The sequence below is a fragment of the Glaciecola sp. HA4-3 genome (assembly GCF_055693685.1).
On sequence record NZ_CM146340.1, the window covers coordinates 1,333,149 to 1,356,348 of the forward strand.

Here is a 23,200-nt window from a genome sequence, read left to right on the forward strand (position 1 = left end):
AGTGAAGAAGCCCTTGCTATATTTAGGACTAATAAGCGTCTATCAAAAGAATCAATTACTCAAAATAACAGAAACCCTTTAACCTTATTTTAACATTAGAACAAAGCCCGATAGGAATTGTAGATGGGACAGTTATACCTAGTGCGTCATGCACAAGCATCATTTGGCGCTGATGATTATGACAAACTGAGCGCTCTTGGACACGAGCAATCAACGATTCTTGGGGATTATTTTAAGAAAAGATCAAAGCACTTTGATTATGTTGTAACAGGTAACATGTTGCGACATAAACAAACCGCTGACGGCTTAGTGTCTTGTTTTGACCCCTCAGAAATAATCAAGGATCGTGGTTGGGATGAGTTTGATTTTGAAGCAATAGTATCAGCTTATATTGCAATGCATCCTGAACAAAAGCCAGAACCCGACTCGCCAAGAAGTGCGTGGTACGTTATTTTGAAAAAAGCAATGCTGGCATGGTCAAGGTCATCGCTTGAGTCTTATAAAGGTGAGTCGTGGTTAGATTTTTGTGCCCGAGTTCAAGCAAGTGCAGATGCGATTAAACAGTCTAATAAATCGAACGTGCTTGTTGTGACCTCTGGAGGGGCTATGGCCGTATTTTTAATGCACGTGTTAAACGTAAGTGTGGAACAAGCAATAGCGTTTAATTTGCAAATACGCAATACAAGCGTCTCTCACTTTTTTCAATCAGCGTGGCTTCCAATTGAGCAGTTTTAATACGATTTCTCACCTTGACCACCCTGAACATATTCAAAAAATTACTTATAGTTAGCCCATTTTACAGGAGATAACATGAACTTTGATCATAGCCCTAAAACACAAGAACTAATGGCAAAACTTACTGCATTTATGGACGCTGAAATATATCCCATTGAGCAAAAATATCATGATCTTGTGATGAACAATGAACACCAATGGCGAACACCTCAGCTAATGGAAGAATTAAAAGCAAAGGCCAAAGCGCAAGGCTTGTGGAATCTATTTTTGCCAAAAGAATACTTACCATATGGTGCTGGTTTAAGTAATCTAGAATACGCGCCCTTATGCGAAATAATGGGGCGGGTTTTATGGAGTTCTGAGGTATTTAATTGCAGTGCACCTGACACTGGTAACATGGAAGTCATTTCAAAATACGGAAATGAACAACACAAAAAAGACTATCTTGAACCTTTGCTTGAGGGGCAAATTCGATCGGCCTTCGCGATGACAGAACCAGAGGTCGCGTCATCGGATGCGACAAACATTGCGACCAAAATTGAAAATAAAGGTGACCATTACGAAATAAACGGTCGTAAATGGTATACAAGTGGCGCAATGAATGAGAATTGTAAAATTATGATTGTCATGGGCAAAACCGACGTGGATGCTCCTAGACATCAGCAACAATCTCAGATTCTTGTACCTTTAGACACACCGGGAGTGACCGTCCTTAGGCCAATGTCTGCAATGGGATATTTAGATGAGCCTATCGGCCATGCAGAAGTGTTGTTTGAAAATGTTAAAGTACCCAAAGAAAATTTAATCTTAGGTGAAGGGCGTGGCTTTGAGATTGCCCAAGGTCGTTTAGGCCCTGGTCGCATACACCACTGCATGAGATTAATAGGGTGTGCACAGCGTGCTCTTGATATGGCGTGTGAAAGAGTTGAGCAACGTATCGCGTTTGGTCAAGCTTTAAGTAAGCAGCAGTCAGTGCGAGAGAGTATTGCTCAAATGTATTGCAAAATTGAACAAGCAAGGTTATTGACGTTAAAAGCGGCAGATAATATGGATAAATATGGTAACAAAGTATCCAAAAATATAATCGCCGCGATAAAAATAGTCGCACCTAAAATGGCTTGTGAAGTCATTGACGAGTCTATTCAGATACATGGCGCGGCTGGAACTTCGCAAGATACTATTTTATCGGCTACTTTAGCATATGCTCGTACCATTAGGCTTGCCGATGGGCCAGACCAAGTGCATATGATGCAATTAGGTAAAAATTTAGTGGTTCAGCATAACGCTACTAAAGGAGCATAATAATGAAAGCTATTGTATGTAATGAATTTGCGCCAGTTGATGCGTTAAGCTTTGAAGATATTGACGACCCTATCGCACAAAAAGGGGAAGTATTAATTGAAGTCGCTGCTGCAGGTGTGAATTTTCCAGATGGTCTTTTAGTGCAAGGCCTCTATCAAATGAAGCCCCAATGCCCGTTTGTTCCTGGAAGCGAAGTAGCAGGCAAGATAATTGAAGTTGGAGAAGGTGTGTCTCACTTAAGCGTTGGGATGACGGTAATAGGTATTTGTCAATTAGGTGCCTATGCACAAAAAGTTGCTGTGCCTGCCATGCAGGTTATGCCAATTCCATCCTCGATACCGTTAGACCAAGCTGCTGCTTTAACAACGGCTCATGCGACAGCGCATCACGCTTTAAAACAGCGAGCTCAAGTAAAAGAAGGTGAAACTTTGTTGGTGACAGGCGCAGCAGGCGGAACGGGGCTTGCCGCGGTTCAAATCGGCAAAATTATGGGTGCTAAGGTAATTGCAGTGTGCTCGACTGATGAAAAGTGTCAAGTAGCTAAAGAAAATGGCGCTGATATTGTTATTAATTACACAAAAGATGATTTAAAAGAAACCGTTAAATCGCTAACAAAAGGAAAAGGCGTTGATGTGGTTTATGAATGCGTCGGTGGTGATACCTTTCATGCTTGTTCAAGAGTGATGGCTTGGGGTGGACGTTTATTGGTGATTGGCTTTGCTGGAGGCGAAATTCCAAAATTCCCAGTCAACCTTTCGTTGGTAAAAGGTTACTCAGTAGTAGGGGTGTTTTGGGGTTCATTTACGCAACACGAACCTAAAGCATTTATTGATAATATGAAAGAATTGGTGACATGGCTTGCGACAGGCAAAGTCAAGGTTGTTATTGATGAAGCATATCCATTAGCTGAGGCTAAAAACGCGATTGAAAAAGTGATGTCAAGGCAAGTAAAGGGTAAGGTTGTTTTATTATCTTAGTGTGAATACCATAAAAAATGACCTCCTAAAAGGAGGTCATCAAATGGCGAAGTGGCCTTCGCCTACCATGTTGAAGTGTTTATCAACTGGTGATAAGTGCTAAATTCTTTCAAATACAGCTTTTGCAACTTCATTGTCGCTTAGACCTTGTTCACTGATCCAAGCTTGAAGTGTCTTGCCGTCTGTCTCCGGCTCTCCCAAACGCTTTTTTGGCATTTTTTTCACCAACAAAGTGCCTGCTTCTACAGAGTTATTTAAGATTGCGACCCGTATAAGGCTATTACCGCCACATGAAATCCCGTTGTAATAATCACGCAATTGCATTGAGAAATTATTTCTAACGTTTTTCATTTTTTTACGTAATTCACTCTTGTCATCTACCTTAACAATTTCACAAATGTTTGCTAACGCATCTTCTACGCTTGCTTGCGCTGTGTTTGCGTGCAAGGTCATTGCACTTAGAGTGGCTACGAATAGTACTTTTTTCAACATGTTACTTCTCCGAAATTTAACCGTGTTTGTTTGACAGGAAGAAGAGTAACGTGAGACCAGAAAATAAAAAATACTGGCCTCAATACATAAGTATTTCTATCAATACGATTACCAAGCGGTTACTCCGCCATCAACGGCAATGTGTTGGCCATTCATATAGGTATTGCCTTGGCGATAGCATTAACACCATGACATTCACAATTTCCTCTATTTTGCTAATACGTTTCATAGGACTGCCAGCGCCAAGCTTTTGCTTTTCTTCGTCGCTTGCATAACCGTCAATATTCATAATGTCTGTTGGGCTAAAGAATGGGCATATTGCGTTGCAACGAACATTATAGCGCCCGTATTCAACCGCAGCGGTTCTTGTTAATCCAATAACGGCGTGTTTAGCAGCGCTATATGCGCCTCCTTTTGGCGCTCCGCCAATACCAGCCAGTGAACTTACATTTAATATATGTCCATATCCTTGTTTTAGCATTGCGGCTGACTGGTATTTCATTCCAAATGCAACGCCTTTAACATTGATATCAAACTGAGTATCAAAGATGTCTTCAGTTAACTTGTGAATAGCATTTTGTTGATGTGCAATGCCAGCATTATTGATAGCAATGTCTAAACGACCAAATTTATCAAACGCCAATTGCACCAAGGTTTTTGAATTTTCTTCAATCTTGACATCACCATGCAGAATTTCTACCCTCGCTGAATTATCAAAGGTCTGATATAAACTATCTAAACTCTGTTGATTAATGTCGCTTAACACTAAATTACAACCTCTTTCATACAAGGCTTTGCTCAAAGCTTTACCAAAACCACTTGCTGCACCTGTAATTAGTGCAGTTTGTCCCGTAAAATCAAGTAATGCATCCATTATTTAATCCCCTTAAAATTATTTATTGCAATGTTAATTAATTCATCTGAACAGTCTTCTTGTAAGAAATGCCCGCCATTTTTCAATATATAATGTGTTTGACCTTGACAACCTGGTACGTATTTTTGGAAAACTTTTTCGCCACCTTTTGTGATAGGGTCACTGTCGCTAAATGCAGTAATAAACGGTTTGGTAAATTGTGATAATTCAATCCATGCAAGCTTATTGTTTGCAGATTCAGGGTCTTCAGTTGAAATAGGGACCAACATTGGAAACTTCCTAACACCTGCTTTATATTCATCACTTGGAAATGGTGCGTTATACGCTGAGATAACTTCTTCACTTAAATCAGTGACAGTTGCCCCCTGCAAAATATTTCCAACGTTAAATTCAACACTTGTTTGCGAATACTGTTGCCATTTTAAAAAAGCGTCACTGGCTTTGTGCTCACCGGTCGGTAGCATTGTGTTTGCCGCTATAACTGCGCTAAATAAATCTGGCGTTTGTGCGACTAACCTTAAGCCTAACAATCCGCCCCAGTCTTGACATATAAGGTGTATATCTTGTAGTCCTAATGTCATTAAAAAGCTGCGCAGCCACTCTAGGTGACGGGCATAAGTATAGTCATCTTGGTTAGCAGGTTTGTCAGATTTTCCAAAGCCAATTAAATCCGGTGCAATTACTCTGAAACCGTTGGCTACTGCCTTTGTTATCATGTTGCGATATAAATATGACCAGCTGGGTTCTCCATGCAACATAAGAATAATAGGGGCATCTTTGTTTCCCTCATCTACATAATGAAGTCTTAGCGCAGGCGCTCCATCTTGGTTAACCATACAAAAGTGTTCAGCAAATGGGTAATCATTGATTGACGTAAAGCAAGCGTCTGGTGTACGAAGTATTTTCATAATATTTGTTTCATTATTGTTAAGCGTACTTCCAGTATAAGGACAACACTCTAGTTTCATTATCATTTACCTGAATATCTGTATATAAACAGAGTAACTGGCATAGGTAGATAAAATCAGGCTTACATCAAAAACGCTTATTCACAAATATAACAGCAATAAATTAGTGTGTGTTGGCGACTTCGATTAACATTTTGTTATCAATCCAATCTAGGAAAAATCAATGAGTGCACAAATGATCAATGACGTTGTTAGCATCGACAAGAAAGACAATATTGCCGTTATTGCAATGGCAAACAAGCCTGTTAATGCATTATCAAAGAGCATAAGGGTAGGATTAATTGACGCAATCAACAAAGCTAAAAGTGATGACGCAATAGACGCTATGGTTATCACAAGTGATTTAGCCTTGTTTAGCGCAGGAGCAGATATTTCTGAGTTCTCAGGTGGGGATTTATCTCCAATGTTGCCTGAAGTGCTTAGCGTAATTGAATCAAGTCAAAAGCCCATTGTTGCAGCAATAAACGGTGGTGCGTTTGGTGGAGGATTAGAGCTTGCGTTAGCATGTCACTATAGAGTGACGGTTCACAAAAACAAAGTCGGTCTTCCAGAAGTGCATTTAGGTATATTACCTGGCGCAGGTGGTACCCAAAGACTGCCTAGGCTAATTGACCCTTCTGTCGCCACTCAAATGATAGTGACTGGGGCACCGACCCCTGTAGAAAAAATTCCTCAACTTTTTGAAGCTATTGTTGCAGCAGACGACTTAATTACTAACGCGGTAGAACTTGCGAAAAAAGTCGTTGGTAAGCCAGTCGTAGGCGCAAATTCTATCGAGTTAAATATGACAGCAGATATTGCTGAAGTATTTAAACAGACAAAAGCCCAAACTGCGGCTAAAACTAGAGGTTTTTTTGCCCCCGTAAAATGTGTAGAAGCCGTGCAAGCAGCATTTGAATTGCCATTTGCGGAAGGTTTAAAGCGCGAAGGTGAATTATTTATGGAATGCATGAATACTTCACAGGCTAGAGCCCAGCAACACTTTTTCTTTGCTGAGCGAGCAGCCGCTGCCTTACCTGATATTCCAAAAGAAACTCAAACCAGAGATATTAGAAAAGTCGGCATTATTGGTGCTGGAACAATGGGCGGCGGAATCGCGATGAATTTTGCTAACGCAGGCATTCCAGTGGTGATGCTAGAGCTTGAACAACAAGCTTTGGATAAAGGTTTGTCGGTCATACGGAAAAATTATGAAAACTCAGCTAAGAAAGGGAAGCTAACACAAGATCAAGTAGAGCAACGAATGGCCTTGCTGCACGGCACTACCTCTTATGATGAGTTAGCAGATGTAGATTTGGTTATTGAAGCGGTATTTGAAAAAATGTCGGTAAAACAGCAAGTCTTTGAAGCCTTGGATAAAGTATGCAAGCCCGGCGCAATATTGGCTAGTAATACCTCTACTTTAGATCTTGATGAAATTGCTAGCTACACCAAGCGACCAGCAGACGTAATTGGTTTGCATTTCTTCTCTCCTGCTAATGTCATGAAATTACTTGAAATAGTAAGAGGCAAGCATACTTCAGATGATGTCATTAAGACGGCTATGAAACTTGCAAAAAGCATCCGTAAAGTAGGGGTGCTAGTTGGTGTTTGCTTTGGGTTTGTGGGTAATCGAATGATAGAGGTATACGGACGTGAAGCTAACCGCTTAATGCTTGAAGGAGCAAGTCCTGAGCAAGTCGATAAAGTAATTTATGATTTTGGTTTGCCAATGGGGCCGTTTACGATGGGAGATATGGCTGGATTAGACATAGGATATTTTGTGCGTCAATCACGAAAAGCCTTTATTGAACATGATCCCTCTTATTGCACAGTAGCAGATGAGCTGGTTGAAGCGGGACGCGTGGGTCTAAAAGCAGGCAAGGGCGTTTATTTATACGACGCTGGCAGTCGCAAACCAATTCCAGACCCTGAGGTAATGGATATTGCAAAAGCAAAAGCGGAAAAGCTTGGTATTGAACAAAGAGAAATAAGCGAGCAAGAAATATTAGAACGTTGTATTTTTCCACTAATCAATGAAGGGGCAGAGATATTAAAAGAGGGAATTGCTCAACGTTCTAGCGACATAGATGTTATCTATGTTTACGGTTATGGGTTCCCAGTACATCGTGGTGGACCAATGCAATACGCAGATGAAATTGGACTAGATAAAATCTTAGCAAGAATGGAGCATTACCAACAAACGCTTGGCGAGTATGGAAAACACTGGTTTACACCTTCTTCACTTTTAAAAGACTTAGTTGCGCAAAATAAAACATTTGCAAGTTATAAGTCGTAGCATTAACAAGGTAAAATATTATGCAAAATTACAAAGCGCCACAACGCGACACATTATTTGTGACTCATGAGTTGTTAAACATGCAAGCGCATTATCAAAAACTAGGCTTTGACGAAGCCAGTGAAGATTTAATAACCGCGATATATGCTGAAGCAGCAAAATTTGCTGAAAATATTTTGGCACCAATAAATGCTATTGGTGATCAAGAGGGATGCACAATAGATGATGGCGTAGTTACTACACCTTCAGGCTTCAAAGAAGCATACGCGCAATATGTAGAAGGTGGGTGGACTTCAATGGCTCATCCAGAAGAATTTGGTGGGCAGGGTTTACCATACTCACTTGCAACCTCGATGGCAGAATGGTTTTCTGGCGCAAATCACTCTTGGGCAATGTATCCCGGTTTGAGTCAAGGGTGCATGGAAACGCTGAAGCATCATGGTACCCAAGAACAGCAAGACTTATTTTTGAATAAACTTATAGAAGGTACATGGACAGGCACAATGTGCTTGACCGAACCTCATTGTGGTTCAGACCTAGGTATGCTTAAGTGTAAAGCAGTTCCTAATGATGATGGCACATATAGTCTAAGCGGAACAAAAATATTTATCTCGGCAGGTGAACACGATATGTCTGAGAATATCGTTCATATTGTATTAGCAAGATTACCAGATGCGCCAGCGGGTACTAAAGGCATATCATTATTTATCGTTCCAAAATTCAATTTAGATGAAAATGGCAACCCTGGGGAACGCAATACTGTTAAATGTGGCTCTATCGAGCATAAGATGGGTATTAAAGGAAGTGCCACGTGTGTTATGAACTTTGATAGTGCGAAAGCTCATTTGATTGGTGCGCCTAACCGCGGTCTTAATTGTATGTTTACGTTTATGAATATTGCTCGCATTGGCACAGGCGTTGAGGGGCTTTCAGCATCTGAAGCTGCATATCAAGGCGCATTGGCCTACGCAAAAGACCGCACTCAATTTCGTTCATTGACCGGCGCTAAAAATCCAGACATGCCAGCAGATCCTATCATTGTGCACCCTGATGTGAGAAGAATGTTACTGACTCAAAAATCACTTGCGGAAGGTAACAGAGCGCTTGCAAACTACTGTATGCAGTTAGTGGATGTATCAACGTACTCTAAAGATGAAGAAGAGAAGAAGTTGGCCGAAGCGAAATTAGCGCTGTTGACCCCTATTGTTAAGGCATTTTTAACTGAAACGGCGCAAGAAGCGACTAGTTATGGAATGCAAGTATACGGTGGACATGGCTATGTTGCAGAGTGGGGTATGGAGCAACTAGCACGAGATACGCGTATTTGTACAATGTACGAAGGAACAACGGGTATTCAGGCAATTGATTTACTTGCGCGTAAAATCATGGGCTCAAATGGTGAATTGTTAAATGTGTTTGCTAATGAAATAAAAACATATTGTAGTGAAGTAAGAAGCACTACACAGTTTGCTGCATGGGTAAATGCCATTGATTCTCATGTTGATGAATGGCTTCAAATTACAAAAGATATTGGTCAATCAGCTGCAAAAAATCCCGATGAATTAGGTGCAGCTGCGGTCGATTACCTAATGTATGCAGGCTATGTTTCAGTTGGGTATTTCTGGCTTAAAATGGCTATTGTTGCACAACAAAAGCTGGATGAAGGAACAAGCGAAACAGCTTTCTATGAAGCAAAAGTGCATACTGCTAAATTTTACTTCGATAGAATGTTGACTCGCACGCGTTCATTAGTCTCAGCAATTCATTCTGGTTCAGATAACCTGATGAATATGGACGTGGAACTTTTTGACGCAAGCTAGGATGTTATTTATAAAAGGGCGAGCGTATGCTCGCCTTTTTTATGTCGTTTAGTAAGCAGTTTCGAGCTTAATTTGGAATAACTAAAGAGTCAATATGCATACCATACAACAACGTTCAATAAGCTTAAGCACTACTCAAATTCAGTATTTAACTAGTGACAAAGCAATTGATCCACAAAAACAATGTCTTGTGTTTTTGCATGGTTTTCCCGAAAATTCTTGGACTTGGGAGTTATATTTAGAAAAATATTCAACAAGCCACAATGTCTTTGCACCAGATTTGCCAAGGCTATAATGGAAGTATTGGTTTTGATGAGCCTACTCAATATACGCTAGAGCGACTTATTGCGACAATGCATGAGTTTATTAGCTGTATCGCAAATGATAAACCGATTATTTTAGTTGCGCATGACTGGGGTGGCGCTATTGCCTTAGCCATTGGCAGCATTCCATGAAGATGCTATCGACAAACTCATTATTATGAATGCAGCTCACCCAAGTACTTTTACACGTGAGATGTTGCACAATCCTGAACAACAAGCTCGTTCGGATTATATTACTGACCTTGTGGGGCCAGACGCTTACGATGTGTTTTCAAAAAATAGTTTTGCGCGTTTAAAACGTTTATATGGTTCACGGTTCAATAAGCTAAGTGCTAGACAACAAGTTAACTTTGAGAATCAATGGGCGAATGAAGAGTCTATGCGAAAGAGTTTTGCGTATTATACCTGTATGCCTAATTTAGTAACTAGTCGAATTGAAGCTAAAAGCCAGGCCAAGATACCAAATATTATGATTAATGTGCCAACCATGTTGCTTTGGGGTATGCGTGATACTGCCTTTGTTCCAGAGGTAATAAATGGTGTAGAGCAATATGTGAGTAACTTAACATTGACCAAGTTTGACAATGCAGACCATTGGCTACACCATCAAAAATTTGATGGTGTATGTCGTTGTATTGACCAATTCTTAGCACTATAAATAGCAACAAAAACGTTATGTTTAACTAGGATTGTAAACGCTCGCGACGTCTAAAATTTGTTCTCTCATCCATTGATGGGCGCCATCATGATCGGCACTAACATGCCAATATAAAAAGTACTCTATTGGTGCTAATTCAAACGGCATTTCATACATCGCTAAATCGTAATGCTTTGCCAAATGATAAGGCATACAACTAATCAGATCAGTCTTTGATATTGCACTTGGTATGGTTAAAAAGTGCTGACTACGCATTGCTACTTTTCGTTTGTGGCCTAATTTATCTAGCACGATGTCGATAGAGCTAGGACCACTACGTTTGTTTGAAACGTTAATTTGTCCAAGCTTTAAAAAGGCTTCTAAGCTAAGTTCGTTTTGAATAGTAGGGTGATTTTTACGTGCTACTACTACAAATCGGTCTGTCGCGATACGCTGTTTTTTTAAATGAATATCCGTGAAACTAGATGCATCAGCAAAAAAATCCAAGTTTCCACTCGCCATTGCAGACACAACTTGCTTACGATTAAGGTCATAACTAGTTGTGCTGATATTTGGTGCAACACTTTGAAGTCTTGCCATTAATCGAGGCATGATGCTGACTTCAAGTAAGTCCCTGCTAGCAAAGTGAAATGTCTTTGTTGATGTCTCGGGTTCAAAAATATGACTTTGTTGCACACTCTTTCTGAGTAAGCCTAAAGCCTCTCGTGCTGGGACAATAATATTTTGTGCTACAGGTGTAGGCGTCATTGAGTGCCCGGTTCGAACAAACAATGGGTCATTTAACATTTCCCTTAAACGAGCAAGTGAATTACTGACTGCTGGTTGGGTAATACACAATACATCTGCTGCTTTGGTTAAGCTGCCTGCGGTATAAATAGCATCAAAAACGGCAAATAAATTTAAGTCAATGCGATGCAGGTTCATTTTTGTCCGATCCCCTTACAAATTTTCAAAGTATTAATATTTAATTAACATTTTAGTAAAGTTAATGTATTAATCAAATGAATAGTATAAATTAATTTTAATCAAAAATACTAATACAGAGAAGATATGAATATAGATGAATTAAAAATAGGTGTTCGGGTACAAAGTGAAAGCTTTACTAAAGTTGAGCAGTCGCAAATACAGCAATTTGCTGATGCAACGGGTGATCATCAGTGGATTCATTTAGATCAACAAAGGTGTATAACTCAAAGCCCTTATGGTCACACTATTGCCCATGGGTTTTTAACACTTTCTTTAATGCCAAAGATGTTTGCAGAGCTTATACAAGTCGACGCTAGTAAAACAACCATGATTAACTATGGCATGGATAGTTTGCGTTTTATTGAAGCTGTGAGAGAAGGGGATGAAATCGCTTATGAATTTACATGTTCAGACATTGAAGTCAAAGAAGTGGGTGCTTTGTATAAGTTCGAAGGAAAAGTGAACATTAAAGGTAGAGACAAACCGGCTTTAGTTGGCACGTTTTTGTCGTTAGTGATACACGGATAAATCACAAGTCAGACCACTATTAATACTTATAATTACACATAAATAACAATTTATTTACAAAATAGGGATCTCAACCTACTATCAATATAGGTTTTATTTTTGACCTATGTGGAATAACTAAAACAACATAATTTACACAGCGCTTTTGATGGCGCCAAGCTTGGGGATAAATATGAAGTTTACTGCAAAAAAACAGTCGTAGCTGCTTTCGTAGCGTCTCAGTTGATGGCCTTGCCATCATATGTCAGTGCACAGGCAGAAGAAGAGAGTGAACAGCAAGTTGAATTAATAATGGTAACAGGTAGCTTTGTGAGGCGAAGTGAAAATTTCGAATCACCTTCTCCTTTAGCCGTTGTCGATAGTATTTCTATCGATGCAATAGGTGCGAAAAATATCGCCGATATTACGCAAACGCTTACCATTAATACAGGTGCTGAAAATAATCCGGACGCGTTCACTCAAAACGCGACTGCAGGGACATCTAATATTAACCTTCGTGGTCTTGGATTAGCCTCTACCTTAGTGCTGCTAAATAACAGAAGACAGGTGGTTAATGCCCAACAGTCTAATGAAGGACTAAACTTTGTAGACACAAGTTCCTTAGTTCCGATGATTGCTATTGATAGAATGGAAGTCATCAAAGATGGCGCGTCTGCATTATATGGGTCAGATGCTGTAGCTGGTGTTGTGAACTTTATTACAAAACGTAATTATGAGGGAGCGAAAGTTACTGTCGATTATCAAGATGGCGCTCATGGCAACAACAAAGAATATATTATGCAAGGCCTTTGGGGTGCAGTAGGCGATAATAGTAGTATCATCGCTGCTATCAGTTACACTAATCGTTCCCCTTTATTTATCAGTGATCGTCGATTATCAAGACCTCAAGACGATAGTAGCTCTTTGGGTAACCCTGGTTCCTTTTTTGGTGTACTCAGGTTTGCCAGCGGGTGCTCCGGTCATCGATCCTACCGGTTGTGAACAGTTTGGCGGCATACGTCAAGTAATTCAACCAGCAGGTCCAATTGACGTTGGTCTATGTCGATATGACTTTGGACCCGGTTATTCTTACGTGCCGGATGAAACCCGAGTCAACGCTTATGTTAAATCAACATTTGAGTTTAGTAATGATTTAGTCTGGAGTAATGAAATCGGCATCGCAAGAAATCGTGCTCAGCGCGGTGGAGCGCCAAGTTTTCCAATTCTAACTGGTCCTGTTGTCCCGGCCACACATCCTGATAACCCTTTTGGTGCACCAGTTGTATTTTTTGGAAGGGCGGAAGGAAATGGCTTTGAGGCTGACCCTGCCAACACAGAATCTGATACTTTCAGATTTAATTCAGTACTTACTGGCGAATTAGACAACGGTTTTTGGGAAGTCAGTTATACCAATGCAACCAACAACTTTTTATTTAGTGTTGAAGACGTTATTAGAACCGAGTTTTCTTTGGCATTAAATGGTCTTGGTGGGCAAGGTTGTGATCCTATATTAGGTACACTCTGGACAAGGGAATTGTGAATATTTTAATCCATTTGCAACTTCGTTTACTACTTCACCTAACTCACAAAATGTGATTGATTCGTTTTCAGGTTTACAAGTCATTGACTCAAAATCTGATTTAGAAGTCATTGAAGGTTTTGCTTCGTTTGATGCATTTGATATGGATGGTGGTGTTGCAGGTCTTGCGGTTGGTCTGCAATATCGTAAAGAGCAATTAGAGCAAGATTACGACGCGCTATCCAATCAAGATTCATTTACCTTTGTTATTGGTAATCCAGATTTTAAAGATGAAATTGATGTATGGGCTGCGTTCGCTGAATTAGCGTTACCTGTTAATGACTATTTAGACATTCAACTCGCGCTACGATACGAAGATTACGGCGGCACTGTAGGCGATACTGTTGACCCTAAAATAGCATTTAACTATCGTGCTACTGACAGTTTTTCTCTAAGAGGTTCTTGGTCGACTTCATTTAGAGCACCTTCGGTGTTTATGCAAAATGGTGGAGCAACGAGTCTGCAACAATTAAGTGATCCTTTGCTGGGTGGGGCTAATGCTTTTGCGGCTGTGCGTACCTCTGGTAACGAGAACCTTACACCAGAGGAGTCTACTGCATATAATGTTGGTTTCTCATTTGAACCTATTGATGATTGGTCTATTGAACTTGACTATTGGAACTTTGATTTTGAAGATTTGATTATACAAGAAAGTGCTCAAGCGATTTTAGCAGCTAACCCACAAGATACTAGTCGTATTATCCGTGCAGGTGATCCGCTTAATGGACCTTTAATACAAGTTAATAATACGTACGTAAATGCAAGTGAATTGTCCACTAGTGGATTTGATATTGTGACAAGCTACAAGTTTGAAACAGGTATTGGTGACTTCACACCAAGTCTTAATGCAACGTTCATCTCTAAGTACGATTTAATCGACCCACAAGCGGGCAATGTGGACGGTGCAGGAAGACGAAACTTCACCAATATCGGTGTCTCGTCGCCAGAATTACGAGCAAACTTAGGGCTTAACTGGTCATCTGAGGCTTACAGTGCGAATATTTTCGCCCGTTATATTAGTGCATACGACGATGATCAAAACTGTGGTGATGGTAATCCGAGCCCAGGTGATTGCGGCGCGTTAGGGCTGCAAGAAATTGATAGTCACGTCACGTTTGATGCTCAGCTTAATGTAGACGTCGGCGCATTGATGGAGACAGAAGCAAATTACATACTGACCTTTGGTGGTATCAATCTAACTGATGAAGAACCGCCGCAAGTATTTACAAATAGTGGCTTTGATTCTAAGGTCCATGACCCTAGAGGCAGGCAGTTATATGTAAGACTAGCGGTTGAATTTTAATCGTAAGATATAAAAGAAATGTTTAAATAGCTCCTATGTGGAGCTATTTTTTTGCACTATTTTTACAAATGCCTTGTATAATCAGTACGATTATCAAGATATCAAAGGAATACACAATGCCAACAAAATTATCATCCGCTCAAGTAGCAGAGTATTTAGCGGTACTCAACGAAATGTCACCTTGGTGATGAATGGCAACTGATTGATGGCAAATTAGTAAAAACATTTACGTTTAAAAGCTTTATAAGAGCATTTGGATGGATGTCGCAAATCGCGATATGGGCTGAAAAGCTTAGGCATCATCCCGAGTGGTTCAATGTTTATAACAAAGTAGAAGTAAAATTAGTTACACATGATGTAGATGGTATTAGTGAATTGGATTTTGAATTAGCTAAGAAAATGGAATTATTCAGATAAATACTCACTTTATAAGCGATATGTGAGTAAAGTTTAGGCGCTTATCCAAATATATTGATTTAGCGGTTGCATAGCCGAAGTTGATATGTATAATACGCCACATCTTGAAGTTCTTAAGTGTTTCAACACAAGTTCAGACGCGGGATGGAGCAGTCTGGTAGCTCGTCGGGCTCATAACCCGAAGGTCGTTGGTTCAAATCCAGCTCCCGCAACCACACATAAATCCGCTTACTAGTTAGTAAGCGGATTTTTTGTTTTTAGCATGTTAATGTTCATAACATAAGTAATGTTCAATTACATGAAAGTGATTTTGATGAAAACTTGCACGTCTAGTTTTGAATTTGCGTTACCATTTGCGTTACTAAAGGTAGGCTTGTATACTACTGCCATTAACGAACTCCCTGCTGTTTTTTAAGCAATCAAAGTAACGTTAGTGTCATTGAACAAGACGGTTTGGCAGTGTGTTATGTAACATGATAATACAAGGTCAATTAGTCATTCTAATTGCATTGTAGTTGATGCATATCTAGTAGCTCCGCTTGTTCGGGGCTTTTTTGTATCTTAAGGCCGTAGTATGGCCATAAATATATGGGCTTTTTGCCCTTTTTTTATATGTGAAATTGGAGTTGGGATTGTCACAACTTGAAAAAAAATTAACTGATTTATTAAACGCACCGGTTGAAGCAACAGGCTATGAGCTATTAGGCTTGGAATTTGTTCGGGCGGGAAAACATTCTACTTTGCGATTGTTTATCGACTCTGAACAAGGGGTTGATGTGGACGATTGTGCGATGGTAAGTCACCAAGTAAGTGCAGTGCTCGATGTTGAAGAGCCAATAAGTACTGAATATAACTTAGAAGTATCATCACCAAGGTATGGATAGACCTCTATTTAAACCGAATCATTATCAACAAGTACTTGGTGAAACTATTACAGTTAAAACGCAGTTGCCACATGATGGCAGAAGAAATTTTAAGGGTATACTAGAAAGCTGCAGTGAGCTTAGCTTTTTGATTAAAGTCGATAATGAGACTTTTGAGCTAGCTTATGACAGCGTGCTTAAAGCTAATCTAGTACCAAATTTTGATTAAATTATTGTGCTCACTTTTTAGAGCAATGAGGCAGAAATGAGTAAAGAGATATTGTTGGTCGCAGAAGCTGTATCAAACGAAAAACAAGTGCCAAGAGAGAAAATCTTTGAAGCATTAGAGTTTGCATTGGCCAGTGCAACGAAAAAGAAAAATGAAGGAACCATAGAAGTGCGTGTTTCAATAGACCGAGAAACAGGCGATTTCGATACGTTTAGACGTTGGTTGGTAGTTGCTGATGATGAGGTGCAAGAAAACCCTTTTGCCGAAATTACGATATCTGCTGCACAAATTGACGAACCAGAAATCCAATTAGGCGAGTTTGTTGAAGAGCAAATAGAGTCTGTCGCTTTTGACCGTATTACGACACAAACAGCTAAACAGGTGATTGTTCAAAAAGTACGCGAAGCAGAGCGCGCACAAATGATTGCCGAATATGAAGATAAAGTAGGTGAGTTAGTTACGGGAACGGTTAAAAAGGTCAATCGTGATAATGTCATCATTGATTTAGGGAACAATGCTGAAGGTGTCATCTTTAGAGAAGATATGCTGCCAAGAGAAACATTCAGACCATAGGTGACCGTGTAAGAGGCTTGTTATATGTCATCAAGCCAGAAGCACGTGGTGCCCAATTATTTATCAGCCGTACGCATCCCGATATGTTAGTTGAGTTATTTAGACTAGAAGTACCAGAAATTGCAGAAGAGACCTTAGAAATCAAGTCTGCAGCGCGTGATCCTGGCGCTCGAGCTAAAATAGCGGTGAAGACTAACGATAAACGTCTAGATCCTGTCGGGGCATGTGTCGGTATGAGAGGTTCAAGAGTTCAAGCGGTATCTAGCGAGTTAGGTGGAGAGAGAGTTGATATTGTCTTGTGGGATGAAAGCCCTGCAAGCTTTGTTGTAAACGCTATGGCTCCAGCTGAAGTGGCGTCAATTGTAGTTGACGAAGACGCTCATTCTATGGACGTTGCTGTAGAGAGTGACAATCTTGCACAAGCAATTGGCAGAAATGGTCAAAATATCCGATTAGCAAGTCAACTTACTCAATGGGAACTTAACGTTATGACCGTTGAGGACTTATCTAGTAAGCACGAAGAAGAGAACAAAAAAGTATTGTCAGTATTTACCGAAGGATTGGACATCGATGAAGATTTCGCGTTGGTGCTTGTAGATGAAGGCTTTACCAGTTTAGAAGAAATTGCCTATGTACCTGTCAATGAGTTGCTTGATATTGAAGGACTAGACGAAGATATGGTGGAAGAGTTGCGTAACAGAGCTAAAGCAACACTTACCACAAGAGCGCTTGCAGACGAAGAATCACTAGAGTCTGCACAACCTCAACAAGAATTGCTAGATCTTGAAGGAATGGAGCGACATGTTGCTTTTGTTCTTGCAAGTAGAGGAATAACAAACCTTGAGCTTTTAGCCGAGCAGGGCACTGATGAAATCAGTGACATTGAAGAACTAAGTGAAGAAAAAGCAGGTGAGCTAATTATGGCTGCTAGAAACCTTGTTTGGTTTAACGAAGAATAGGTCAATAAGGAGAATTTAACGATATGGCAGATGTTTCCATAGAAAAGTTAGCAAGTGATATAAGCACAACTGTTGACCGATTACTAAAACAATTTAAAGATGCAGGCATTGAGAAAAAAGCTGACGATACTGTTACCGAACAAGAAAAGCAGACATTGCTTGATTTTCTGAGTAAACAGCATGGTGGGGCTGGTGCACAAGCACCTAAAAAGATGACGCTGCAACGCAAAACGACCAGCACGATTTCGTTGGGTAAATCCAAGGCTGTGAAGGTTGAGGTACGTAAAAAGAGAACTTACGTAAAACGGTCTGATCTTGAAATTCAAAAGATGGCTGAAGAAGAAGCAAAGCGTAAAGCTCAAGAAGAGGAAGAACGTTTAGAAGCTGAGAAAAAAGCGGCTGAGCTAGCTAAAGCGGCTGCAGAAGAGAAAGCGAAAAAAGCGGCAGAAGCGCGTAAAAAGCAAGAGGCTGAAAGAGCAGCGCGCGCGGAAAAAGCGAAGAAAGAAGCTGAAGAGCGCAAAGCTAGCGATTCTAAACTGACAGATGAGGAGCGTAAGGCGCAAGAGGACGCGAGACTTGAAGCTGAACGTATCAAGAAACAGCAAGAAGAAGAAGCTCAGAAGAAACTCGAAAAAGACGCTAAAAAAGCAGCGGAAGAAGCGCTTAAATTAGCAGAAGAGAATGAAAGACGTTGGAAAGAAGAAGAAGAACGTCGTAAGAAAGAAGAAGCGGCAGAAGTCCATCTGCACTCGAATCGGTATGCTCAAGAAGCTGAAGACGAAGAGGATATGCAGGTTGAACGTGGTGGCAGAAGACGTAAAAAGTCTAAGAAAAATGCCGGTGAAGATTTAAAGCATAGCTTCAACAAACCTGTTAAAGCGGTCGAGAGGATCGTGAAACTAGGCGAAACGATTACGGTAGCAGATCTTGCCAGTCGAATGGCGGTTAAAGGCACTGAAGTCATCAAAACCATGATGAAAATGGGTGAAATGGCAACAATTAACCAAGTCTTAGATCAAGAAACAGCCGTTTTAGTCATTGAAGAAATGGGCCATAAATATGAAGTGGTAAACGAAAACGCACTTGAAGAAGAGTTAATTGCCTCAAGTGATGCAGGCGATAAAACAACGCGGGCTCCTGTTGTAACAATTATGGGGCATGTTGACCACGGTAAAACATCATTGCTTGATTATATTAGACGAGCAAAGGTCGCCGATGGTGAAGCTGGAGGGATTACACAGCACATTGGTGCTTACAGTGTTGAAACTGATAATGGTAGAATTGCGTTTTTAGATACCCCTGGTCACGCTGCATTTACTGCAATGAGAGCGCGTGGTGCAACAGCAACCGATATTGTTATTTTGGTTGTAGCGGCTGATGATGGTGTGATGCCACAAACTAAGGAAGCAATTCAACACTCTAAAGCGGCAGAAGTGCCTCTTATTGTCGCTGTGAATAAGATGGATAAAGAATCTGCTGACCCAGAAAGAGTTAAAACCGAGCTGTCACAGCTTGAGGTTATCTCGGAAGAGTGGGGCGGTGATTACCAGTTTGTTAATGTTTCAGCTAAGACAGGCTTAGGTGTTGATGAGCTGTTAGAAGCGATAAGTTTACAAGCTGAATTACTTGATCTTCAAGCTATTGATAGCGGGCCAGCCAGAGGTATTGTGATTGAATCACGACTAGACAAAGGAAGAGGCCCTGTAGCATCTGTGCTTGTTCAAGAAGGTCAGTTGAATCCAGGCGATATTTTATTGTGCGGCGAAGAATACGGCCGTGTAAGAGCAATGCGTGATGAGCACGGAAAAGATATTGCAAGTGCGGGACCCTCGACACCAGTTGAAGTATTAGGTTTATCTGGTGTTCCCATTGCTGGCGAAAATGCTCTAGTGGTACAAGACGAGCGCAAAGCGCGCGAAGTTGCAGGCAAGCGTCATACTAAGCAACGTGAATTGAAGCTGGCTAAGCAACAAAAAGCCAAGCTAGAAAACATGTTTGCTAATATGGAAAGTGGAGATGTTAGTGAACTGAATGTCGTGTTGAAAGCTGATGTTCAAGGCTCTATTGAAGCGATTGCTGATAGTTTGGTTAAGCTGTCCACGGATGAAGTTAAAGTTAATATCATTGGTAGTGGCGTTGGCGGAATTACCGAAACAGATGCCAGCCTTGCTGCGGCATCGAGTGCCATTGTGGTTGGTTTTAATGTCCGTGCCGATGCTAGTGCAAGACGTATTATAGAGTCTGAAGAAATTGACTTGCGTTATTATAGTATCATCTATGAGCTAATTGACGAGGTTAAACAAGCCATGAGTGGCATGTTAGCGCCAGAGTTTAAGCAACAGATTATCGGTCTTGCAGAGGTGCGCGATGTATTTAAGTCACCTAAGCTAGGTGCTATTGCAGGCTGTATGGTAACCGAAGGTGTAATCAAGCGTAGCAATCCAATTCGTGTACTACGAGATAATGTAGTGATTTATGAAGGTGAGTTAGAATCGTTACGTCGATTTAAAGATGATGTACAAGATGTCAAAAAAGGCATTGAATGTGGCATCGGGGTCAAAAACTATAATGATGTTAAAGTTGGCGACCAAATCGAAGTCTTCGAGATTGTTGAAGTCAAACGCGAGATCTAACATCGCAAAAAGTGTTGGTATACGGAGGCCTAGTGCCTCCGTTTTTGTCATTAAAAGAACATTATATAAGTAGTAATATTATGGCTAGAGAGTTTTCTCGGACTGATAGAGTTGGTCAACAAATACATAAAGAAGTTGCACAAATATTGCAGCAAGAATTTAGGCACAAAGAGCCTGATATTGGCATGATAACGGTGTCAGAGGTCGAAGTATCGCGTGATTTAGCACACGCAAAGATTTTCGTTACATTTTATGGAAACGATGAAGAAAAAATTGCAAGTGATCTTGTTAAACTGCAAGAAGCAAAAAGTTTTGTTAGAGGTCTGTTAGGTAAACGTGTGCGTATGCGCAATGTACCTGCAGTTCATTTTTTCAGAGATAGCTCGATTGTAGAAGGCGCTAGAATATCAGCTTTGGTCAACGAGGCTTTAGCGTCTGATAAAGCAAAACAAAACAAAGACGAAGACTAATGGCTAGAAAGCCCAAGGGACGAGCGATTAGTGGCGTGTTGTTGGTAGATAAACCACAAGGTATATCCTCTAATGATGTAGTACAAAGGGTCAAACGCGTATACCAAGCCCAAAAAGCTGGGCATACAGGAGCTTTAGATCCACTAGCAACTGGGCTTCTTCCTGTTTGTTTGGGGGAAGCTACAAAGTTTTCTCAATTCCTGCTAGATGCAGACAAAGCATATTTAGTTACTGCTAAGTTAGGTGAGCGTACAGATACCTCTGATGCTGATGGTCAGATCGTGTCGAGCAAGCCTGTCACTGTAAATGAGCTTGATATAAAAGAAGCGATTAAAGGGTTTGTTGGTGAAATTAAACAAATCCCTTCGATGTTCTCCGCGTTAAAACATGAAGGTAAACCCCTATATTATTATGCACGAAAAGGCATAGTGATTGACCGACCTGCTAGAGATATTACTGTATTTAGTATTGACTGGGTATCGTATAAAGATCAGGAGCTTAGCTTACATATTGCATGCTCTAAGGGCACTTATATCCGAACAATTATTGATGATTTAGGTGAGGTATTAGGGTGCGGGGCACATGTTATTGCACTTAGAAGAACAAAAGTTGGTGACTATAACTATGATGCAATGGTTACTTTACCTGCATTGACAGCTAGCGCGCCATTTATTGACAGAAAGTTGAGTAATGATGAAATTGCGCAGATTGATAATAATACATGGAGTACAATAGATTCTTATCTTCTGCCAAGCGATAGCTCGATTCAACGCCTTCCCAGCATATTTCTAAATAGTAATGATGTAGCGCGTTTCATGCATGGTCAAGGACTTGAATTAGAACTCAAAGTAGTGGATATGCACCGGGTTTATTGCCAAGAAAGTAAGCGATTTTTGGGTGTGGCAATTGTAAACTCTCAAGGCGTTTTGCAAGCAAAGCGACTTGTTGTGTTATAACACTTGCACATTCGTATTTTCTATTTATAATACGCGCTCTTTTCGGCGACTCTGAATTAGTGATTGGAGCGCTTTACTTGTTTAAAATCGGAGAAATTATGTCACTAACTACAGTAGAAATAGAAAAAATCATCAGTGAGTTTGGCTTAAAAGAAGGCGACACAGGCTCTAGTGAAGTTCAAGTTGCATTGTTAACAAACAACATCAACAAACTACAAGGTCACTTCAAAGAACATAAGAAAGACCATCACTCACGTCGTGGACTGTTGCGTATGGTAAGTCAACGTAGAAAGTTGTTAGATTATCTTAATCGTAAAGATTCAGCACGTTACCAAGACCTAATTAAGAAGCTTGGATTACGTCGATAATCATTACGTCGATAATCAAAGTTTAAAAAAAGCACCTTATAAGGTGCTTTTTTTATGCGTGTTATTTAATTAAAACTGGCCTTAGCTAAGGCTCCATTTACAGCTATATTTTAATCACTTGTTTGTGGTGTCTGTGTTTGTGATCTTACTTCAACGGTTTTATTAATTAACTCATTTAGCCTAGCTTCTAAATCATTAATTGTTTGCAATAGTCCTGTATTTCTTCGTTCAAGCAATATGATTTGTTCACTCATTTTTTTAATTTCGACATTTTGTGCTTGTAGATTTTGTCTAAAGTCTTCTTGGTTAACATTTGCCCCTAAAATATCATTAGCTTGTGCACTAACCTTATTATTAAGCGTGTCAATACGTCGCTGCGTCGTGCTAACCAATGCTTTACTGGCTTCTACCTGATTTTCAACATCAGACACAAGGCTATTCACATCACCTTTAAAATTAGTGATAGTGCCATTAAGATCTTTAATTTCTTTTTGATTTCGTCTCCAAGCAGAAGCCCATAATTTATCTACTTCACTAATGAGTAGGGTAGATTTTTCATTTAGCTCATTGACTTTGACTTGCAAGGCAACCGTTGAGTTGCCCATCTCTTCACCTGTGGCAGATAGTCTATTTTCCAGAGTCTGAATACGGTTCTGATTAGATAATAAATCATTTTGTGATTTCACTAATTCAGTGAATAAATAAGCACTTAATGCTGATGAAGCAAGCGCTATAAACAAGGCAAAGATGGTCAAACCCTTACCTTGATTTCCACTTTGAGTGGCTGATGTGCTGCTTTGGCTCGTTGCGCTGCTACCGCGATTTCCTGCCATGGGGATGCGATCGCCGGCATCAAGATTAATGGGAGCGAAGTCGTTGTCTCTGGAATTTCCAGCCATTTAGCATATCCTATTGTTAATTATTTTACTGATTAGCCGATACCCTTTTTG

Annotated in this window: 17 protein-coding genes, 1 tRNA gene and 5 pseudogenes; 18 read left to right on the forward strand and 5 right to left on the reverse strand. The window is 40.3% G+C overall.

Features of this window, described 5'->3' with window-relative positions; all coding sequences use genetic code 11:
• Positions 1-123: 123 nt before the first annotated feature.
• The 3 genes from ACZ1G6_RS06335 to ACZ1G6_RS06345 all read left to right on the forward strand — a co-directional run bounded on the left by ACZ1G6_RS06335 (position 124) and on the right by ACZ1G6_RS06345 (position 3,014).
• Positions 124-735 (forward strand): histidine phosphatase family protein, encoded by a 612-nt coding sequence (locus ACZ1G6_RS06335; RefSeq protein WP_472618537.1) that lies wholly within the window; start codon positions 124-126, stop codon positions 733-735.
• 75 nt (positions 736-810) lie between these two features.
• A complete protein-coding gene (locus tag ACZ1G6_RS06340; protein ID WP_472618538.1) occupies positions 811-2,037 on the forward strand; it encodes an acyl-CoA dehydrogenase family protein in 1,227 nt (408 codons plus the stop codon).
• 2 nt (positions 2,038-2,039) lie between these two features.
• Positions 2,040-3,014, forward strand: coding sequence for an NADPH:quinone oxidoreductase family protein (locus ACZ1G6_RS06345; protein ID WP_472618539.1), 975 nt, complete (start codon positions 2,040-2,042; stop codon positions 3,012-3,014).
• A gap of 99 nt (positions 3,015-3,113) precedes the next feature.
• Here ACZ1G6_RS06345 and ACZ1G6_RS06350 read toward each other — a convergent pair whose 3' ends face one another.
• The 3 genes and pseudogenes from ACZ1G6_RS06350 to ACZ1G6_RS06360 all read right to left on the reverse strand — a co-directional run bounded on the left by ACZ1G6_RS06350 (position 3,114) and on the right by ACZ1G6_RS06360 (position 5,288).
• The gene (locus ACZ1G6_RS06350; protein WP_472618540.1) at positions 3,114-3,506 is read right to left on the reverse strand and encodes a DUF3718 domain-containing protein; all 393 of its coding nucleotides are present in this window, start codon (positions 3,504-3,506) and stop codon (positions 3,114-3,116) included.
• Between the two features lie 108 nt (positions 3,507-3,614).
• Positions 3,615-4,380 (reverse strand): annotated as a pseudogene (locus ACZ1G6_RS06355) (SDR family NAD(P)-dependent oxidoreductase).
• Entirely contained in the window at positions 4,380-5,288 is a 909-nt protein-coding gene (locus ACZ1G6_RS06360) for a haloalkane dehalogenase (RefSeq protein WP_472618541.1), read from the reverse strand. Before ACZ1G6_RS06360 ends, ACZ1G6_RS06355 begins: the two are co-directional and overlap by 1 nt.
• 223 nt (positions 5,289-5,511) lie before the next feature.
• On the opposite strand from ACZ1G6_RS06360, the gene ACZ1G6_RS06365 reads away from it, so the two are divergent.
• The 5 genes from ACZ1G6_RS06365 (at position 5,512) to ACZ1G6_RS06385 (ending at position 10,427) form a co-directional block, all read left to right on the forward strand.
• Positions 5,512-7,626 carry a 3-hydroxyacyl-CoA dehydrogenase NAD-binding domain-containing protein gene (locus ACZ1G6_RS06365; protein WP_472618542.1) on the forward strand — a complete coding sequence of 705 codons (2,115 nt, stop codon included), beginning with the start codon at positions 5,512-5,514 and terminating at the stop codon, positions 7,624-7,626.
• Positions 7,627-7,646: 20 nt separating this feature from the next.
• Complete coding sequence (locus ACZ1G6_RS06370; RefSeq protein ID WP_472618543.1) at positions 7,647-9,446, forward strand: acyl-CoA dehydrogenase C-terminal domain-containing protein; 1,800 nt, start codon at positions 7,647-7,649, stop codon at positions 9,444-9,446.
• Between the two features lie 94 nt (positions 9,447-9,540).
• A complete protein-coding gene (locus ACZ1G6_RS06375) occupies positions 9,541-9,741 on the forward strand; it encodes an alpha/beta fold hydrolase (RefSeq protein WP_472618544.1) in 201 nt (66 codons plus the stop codon).
• Positions 9,710-9,901: an alpha/beta hydrolase gene (locus ACZ1G6_RS06380; RefSeq protein ID WP_472618545.1), complete on the forward strand. Its 192-nt coding sequence runs from the start codon at positions 9,710-9,712 to the stop codon at positions 9,899-9,901. The genes ACZ1G6_RS06375 and ACZ1G6_RS06380 overlap by 32 nt, the downstream gene beginning before the upstream one ends.
• Entirely contained in the window at positions 9,885-10,427 is a 543-nt protein-coding gene (locus ACZ1G6_RS06385; protein WP_472618546.1) for an alpha/beta hydrolase, read from the forward strand. The genes ACZ1G6_RS06380 and ACZ1G6_RS06385 overlap by 17 nt, the downstream gene beginning before the upstream one ends.
• 21 nt (positions 10,428-10,448) lie before the next feature.
• Here ACZ1G6_RS06385 and ACZ1G6_RS06390 read toward each other — a convergent pair whose 3' ends face one another.
• Complete coding sequence (locus ACZ1G6_RS06390; protein WP_472618547.1) at positions 10,449-11,351, reverse strand: LysR family transcriptional regulator; 903 nt, start codon at positions 11,349-11,351, stop codon at positions 10,449-10,451.
• A 126-nt stretch (positions 11,352-11,477) separates the two neighbouring features.
• Between ACZ1G6_RS06390 and ACZ1G6_RS06395 the strand changes: the two genes are divergently transcribed.
• The 10 genes and pseudogenes from ACZ1G6_RS06395 to rpsO all read left to right on the forward strand — a co-directional run bounded on the left by ACZ1G6_RS06395 (position 11,478) and on the right by rpsO (position 22,250).
• Positions 11,478-11,921 (forward strand): MaoC/PaaZ C-terminal domain-containing protein, encoded by a 444-nt coding sequence (locus ACZ1G6_RS06395; RefSeq protein WP_472618548.1) that lies wholly within the window; start codon positions 11,478-11,480, stop codon positions 11,919-11,921.
• Positions 11,922-12,146: 225 nt separating this feature from the next.
• Positions 12,147-14,782: pseudogene (locus ACZ1G6_RS06400) on the forward strand (TonB-dependent receptor plug domain-containing protein).
• Positions 14,783-14,955: 173 nt separating this feature from the next.
• Positions 14,956-15,199: pseudogene (locus ACZ1G6_RS06405) on the forward strand (4a-hydroxytetrahydrobiopterin dehydratase); the annotation flags it as partial.
• 138 nt (positions 15,200-15,337) lie between these two features.
• Positions 15,338-15,414, forward strand: a tRNA-Met gene (locus ACZ1G6_RS06410).
• 417 nt (positions 15,415-15,831) lie between these two features.
• Positions 15,832-16,291 (forward strand): annotated as a pseudogene (rimP, locus tag ACZ1G6_RS06415) (ribosome maturation factor RimP).
• A gap of 36 nt (positions 16,292-16,327) precedes the next feature.
• Positions 16,328-17,823, forward strand: a pseudogene (gene nusA, locus ACZ1G6_RS06420) (transcription termination factor NusA).
• A gap of 23 nt (positions 17,824-17,846) precedes the next feature.
• On the forward strand, positions 17,847-20,456 hold the full coding sequence (gene infB, locus ACZ1G6_RS06425) for a translation initiation factor IF-2 (protein ID WP_472618549.1): 2,610 nt from the start codon (positions 17,847-17,849) through the stop codon (positions 20,454-20,456).
• A gap of 80 nt (positions 20,457-20,536) precedes the next feature.
• Positions 20,537-20,926, forward strand: a complete 390-nt coding sequence (gene rbfA, locus ACZ1G6_RS06430) for a 30S ribosome-binding factor RbfA (RefSeq protein WP_472618940.1) — start codon at positions 20,537-20,539, stop codon at positions 20,924-20,926.
• Entirely contained in the window at positions 20,926-21,882 is a 957-nt protein-coding gene (gene truB / locus ACZ1G6_RS06435; RefSeq protein WP_472618550.1) for a tRNA pseudouridine(55) synthase TruB, read from the forward strand. The genes rbfA and truB overlap by 1 nt, the downstream gene beginning before the upstream one ends.
• Before the next feature lie 98 nt (positions 21,883-21,980).
• Complete coding sequence (gene rpsO, locus ACZ1G6_RS06440) at positions 21,981-22,250, forward strand: 30S ribosomal protein S15 (RefSeq protein WP_472618551.1); 270 nt, start codon at positions 21,981-21,983, stop codon at positions 22,248-22,250.
• A 110-nt stretch (positions 22,251-22,360) separates the two neighbouring features.
• Here the strand turns inward: rpsO and ACZ1G6_RS06445 are convergent, their stop codons facing one another.
• Positions 22,361-23,149, reverse strand: coding sequence for a hypothetical protein (locus ACZ1G6_RS06445; RefSeq protein ID WP_472618552.1), 789 nt, complete (start codon positions 23,147-23,149; stop codon positions 22,361-22,363).
• Between the last annotated feature and the right edge of the window lie 51 nt (positions 23,150-23,200).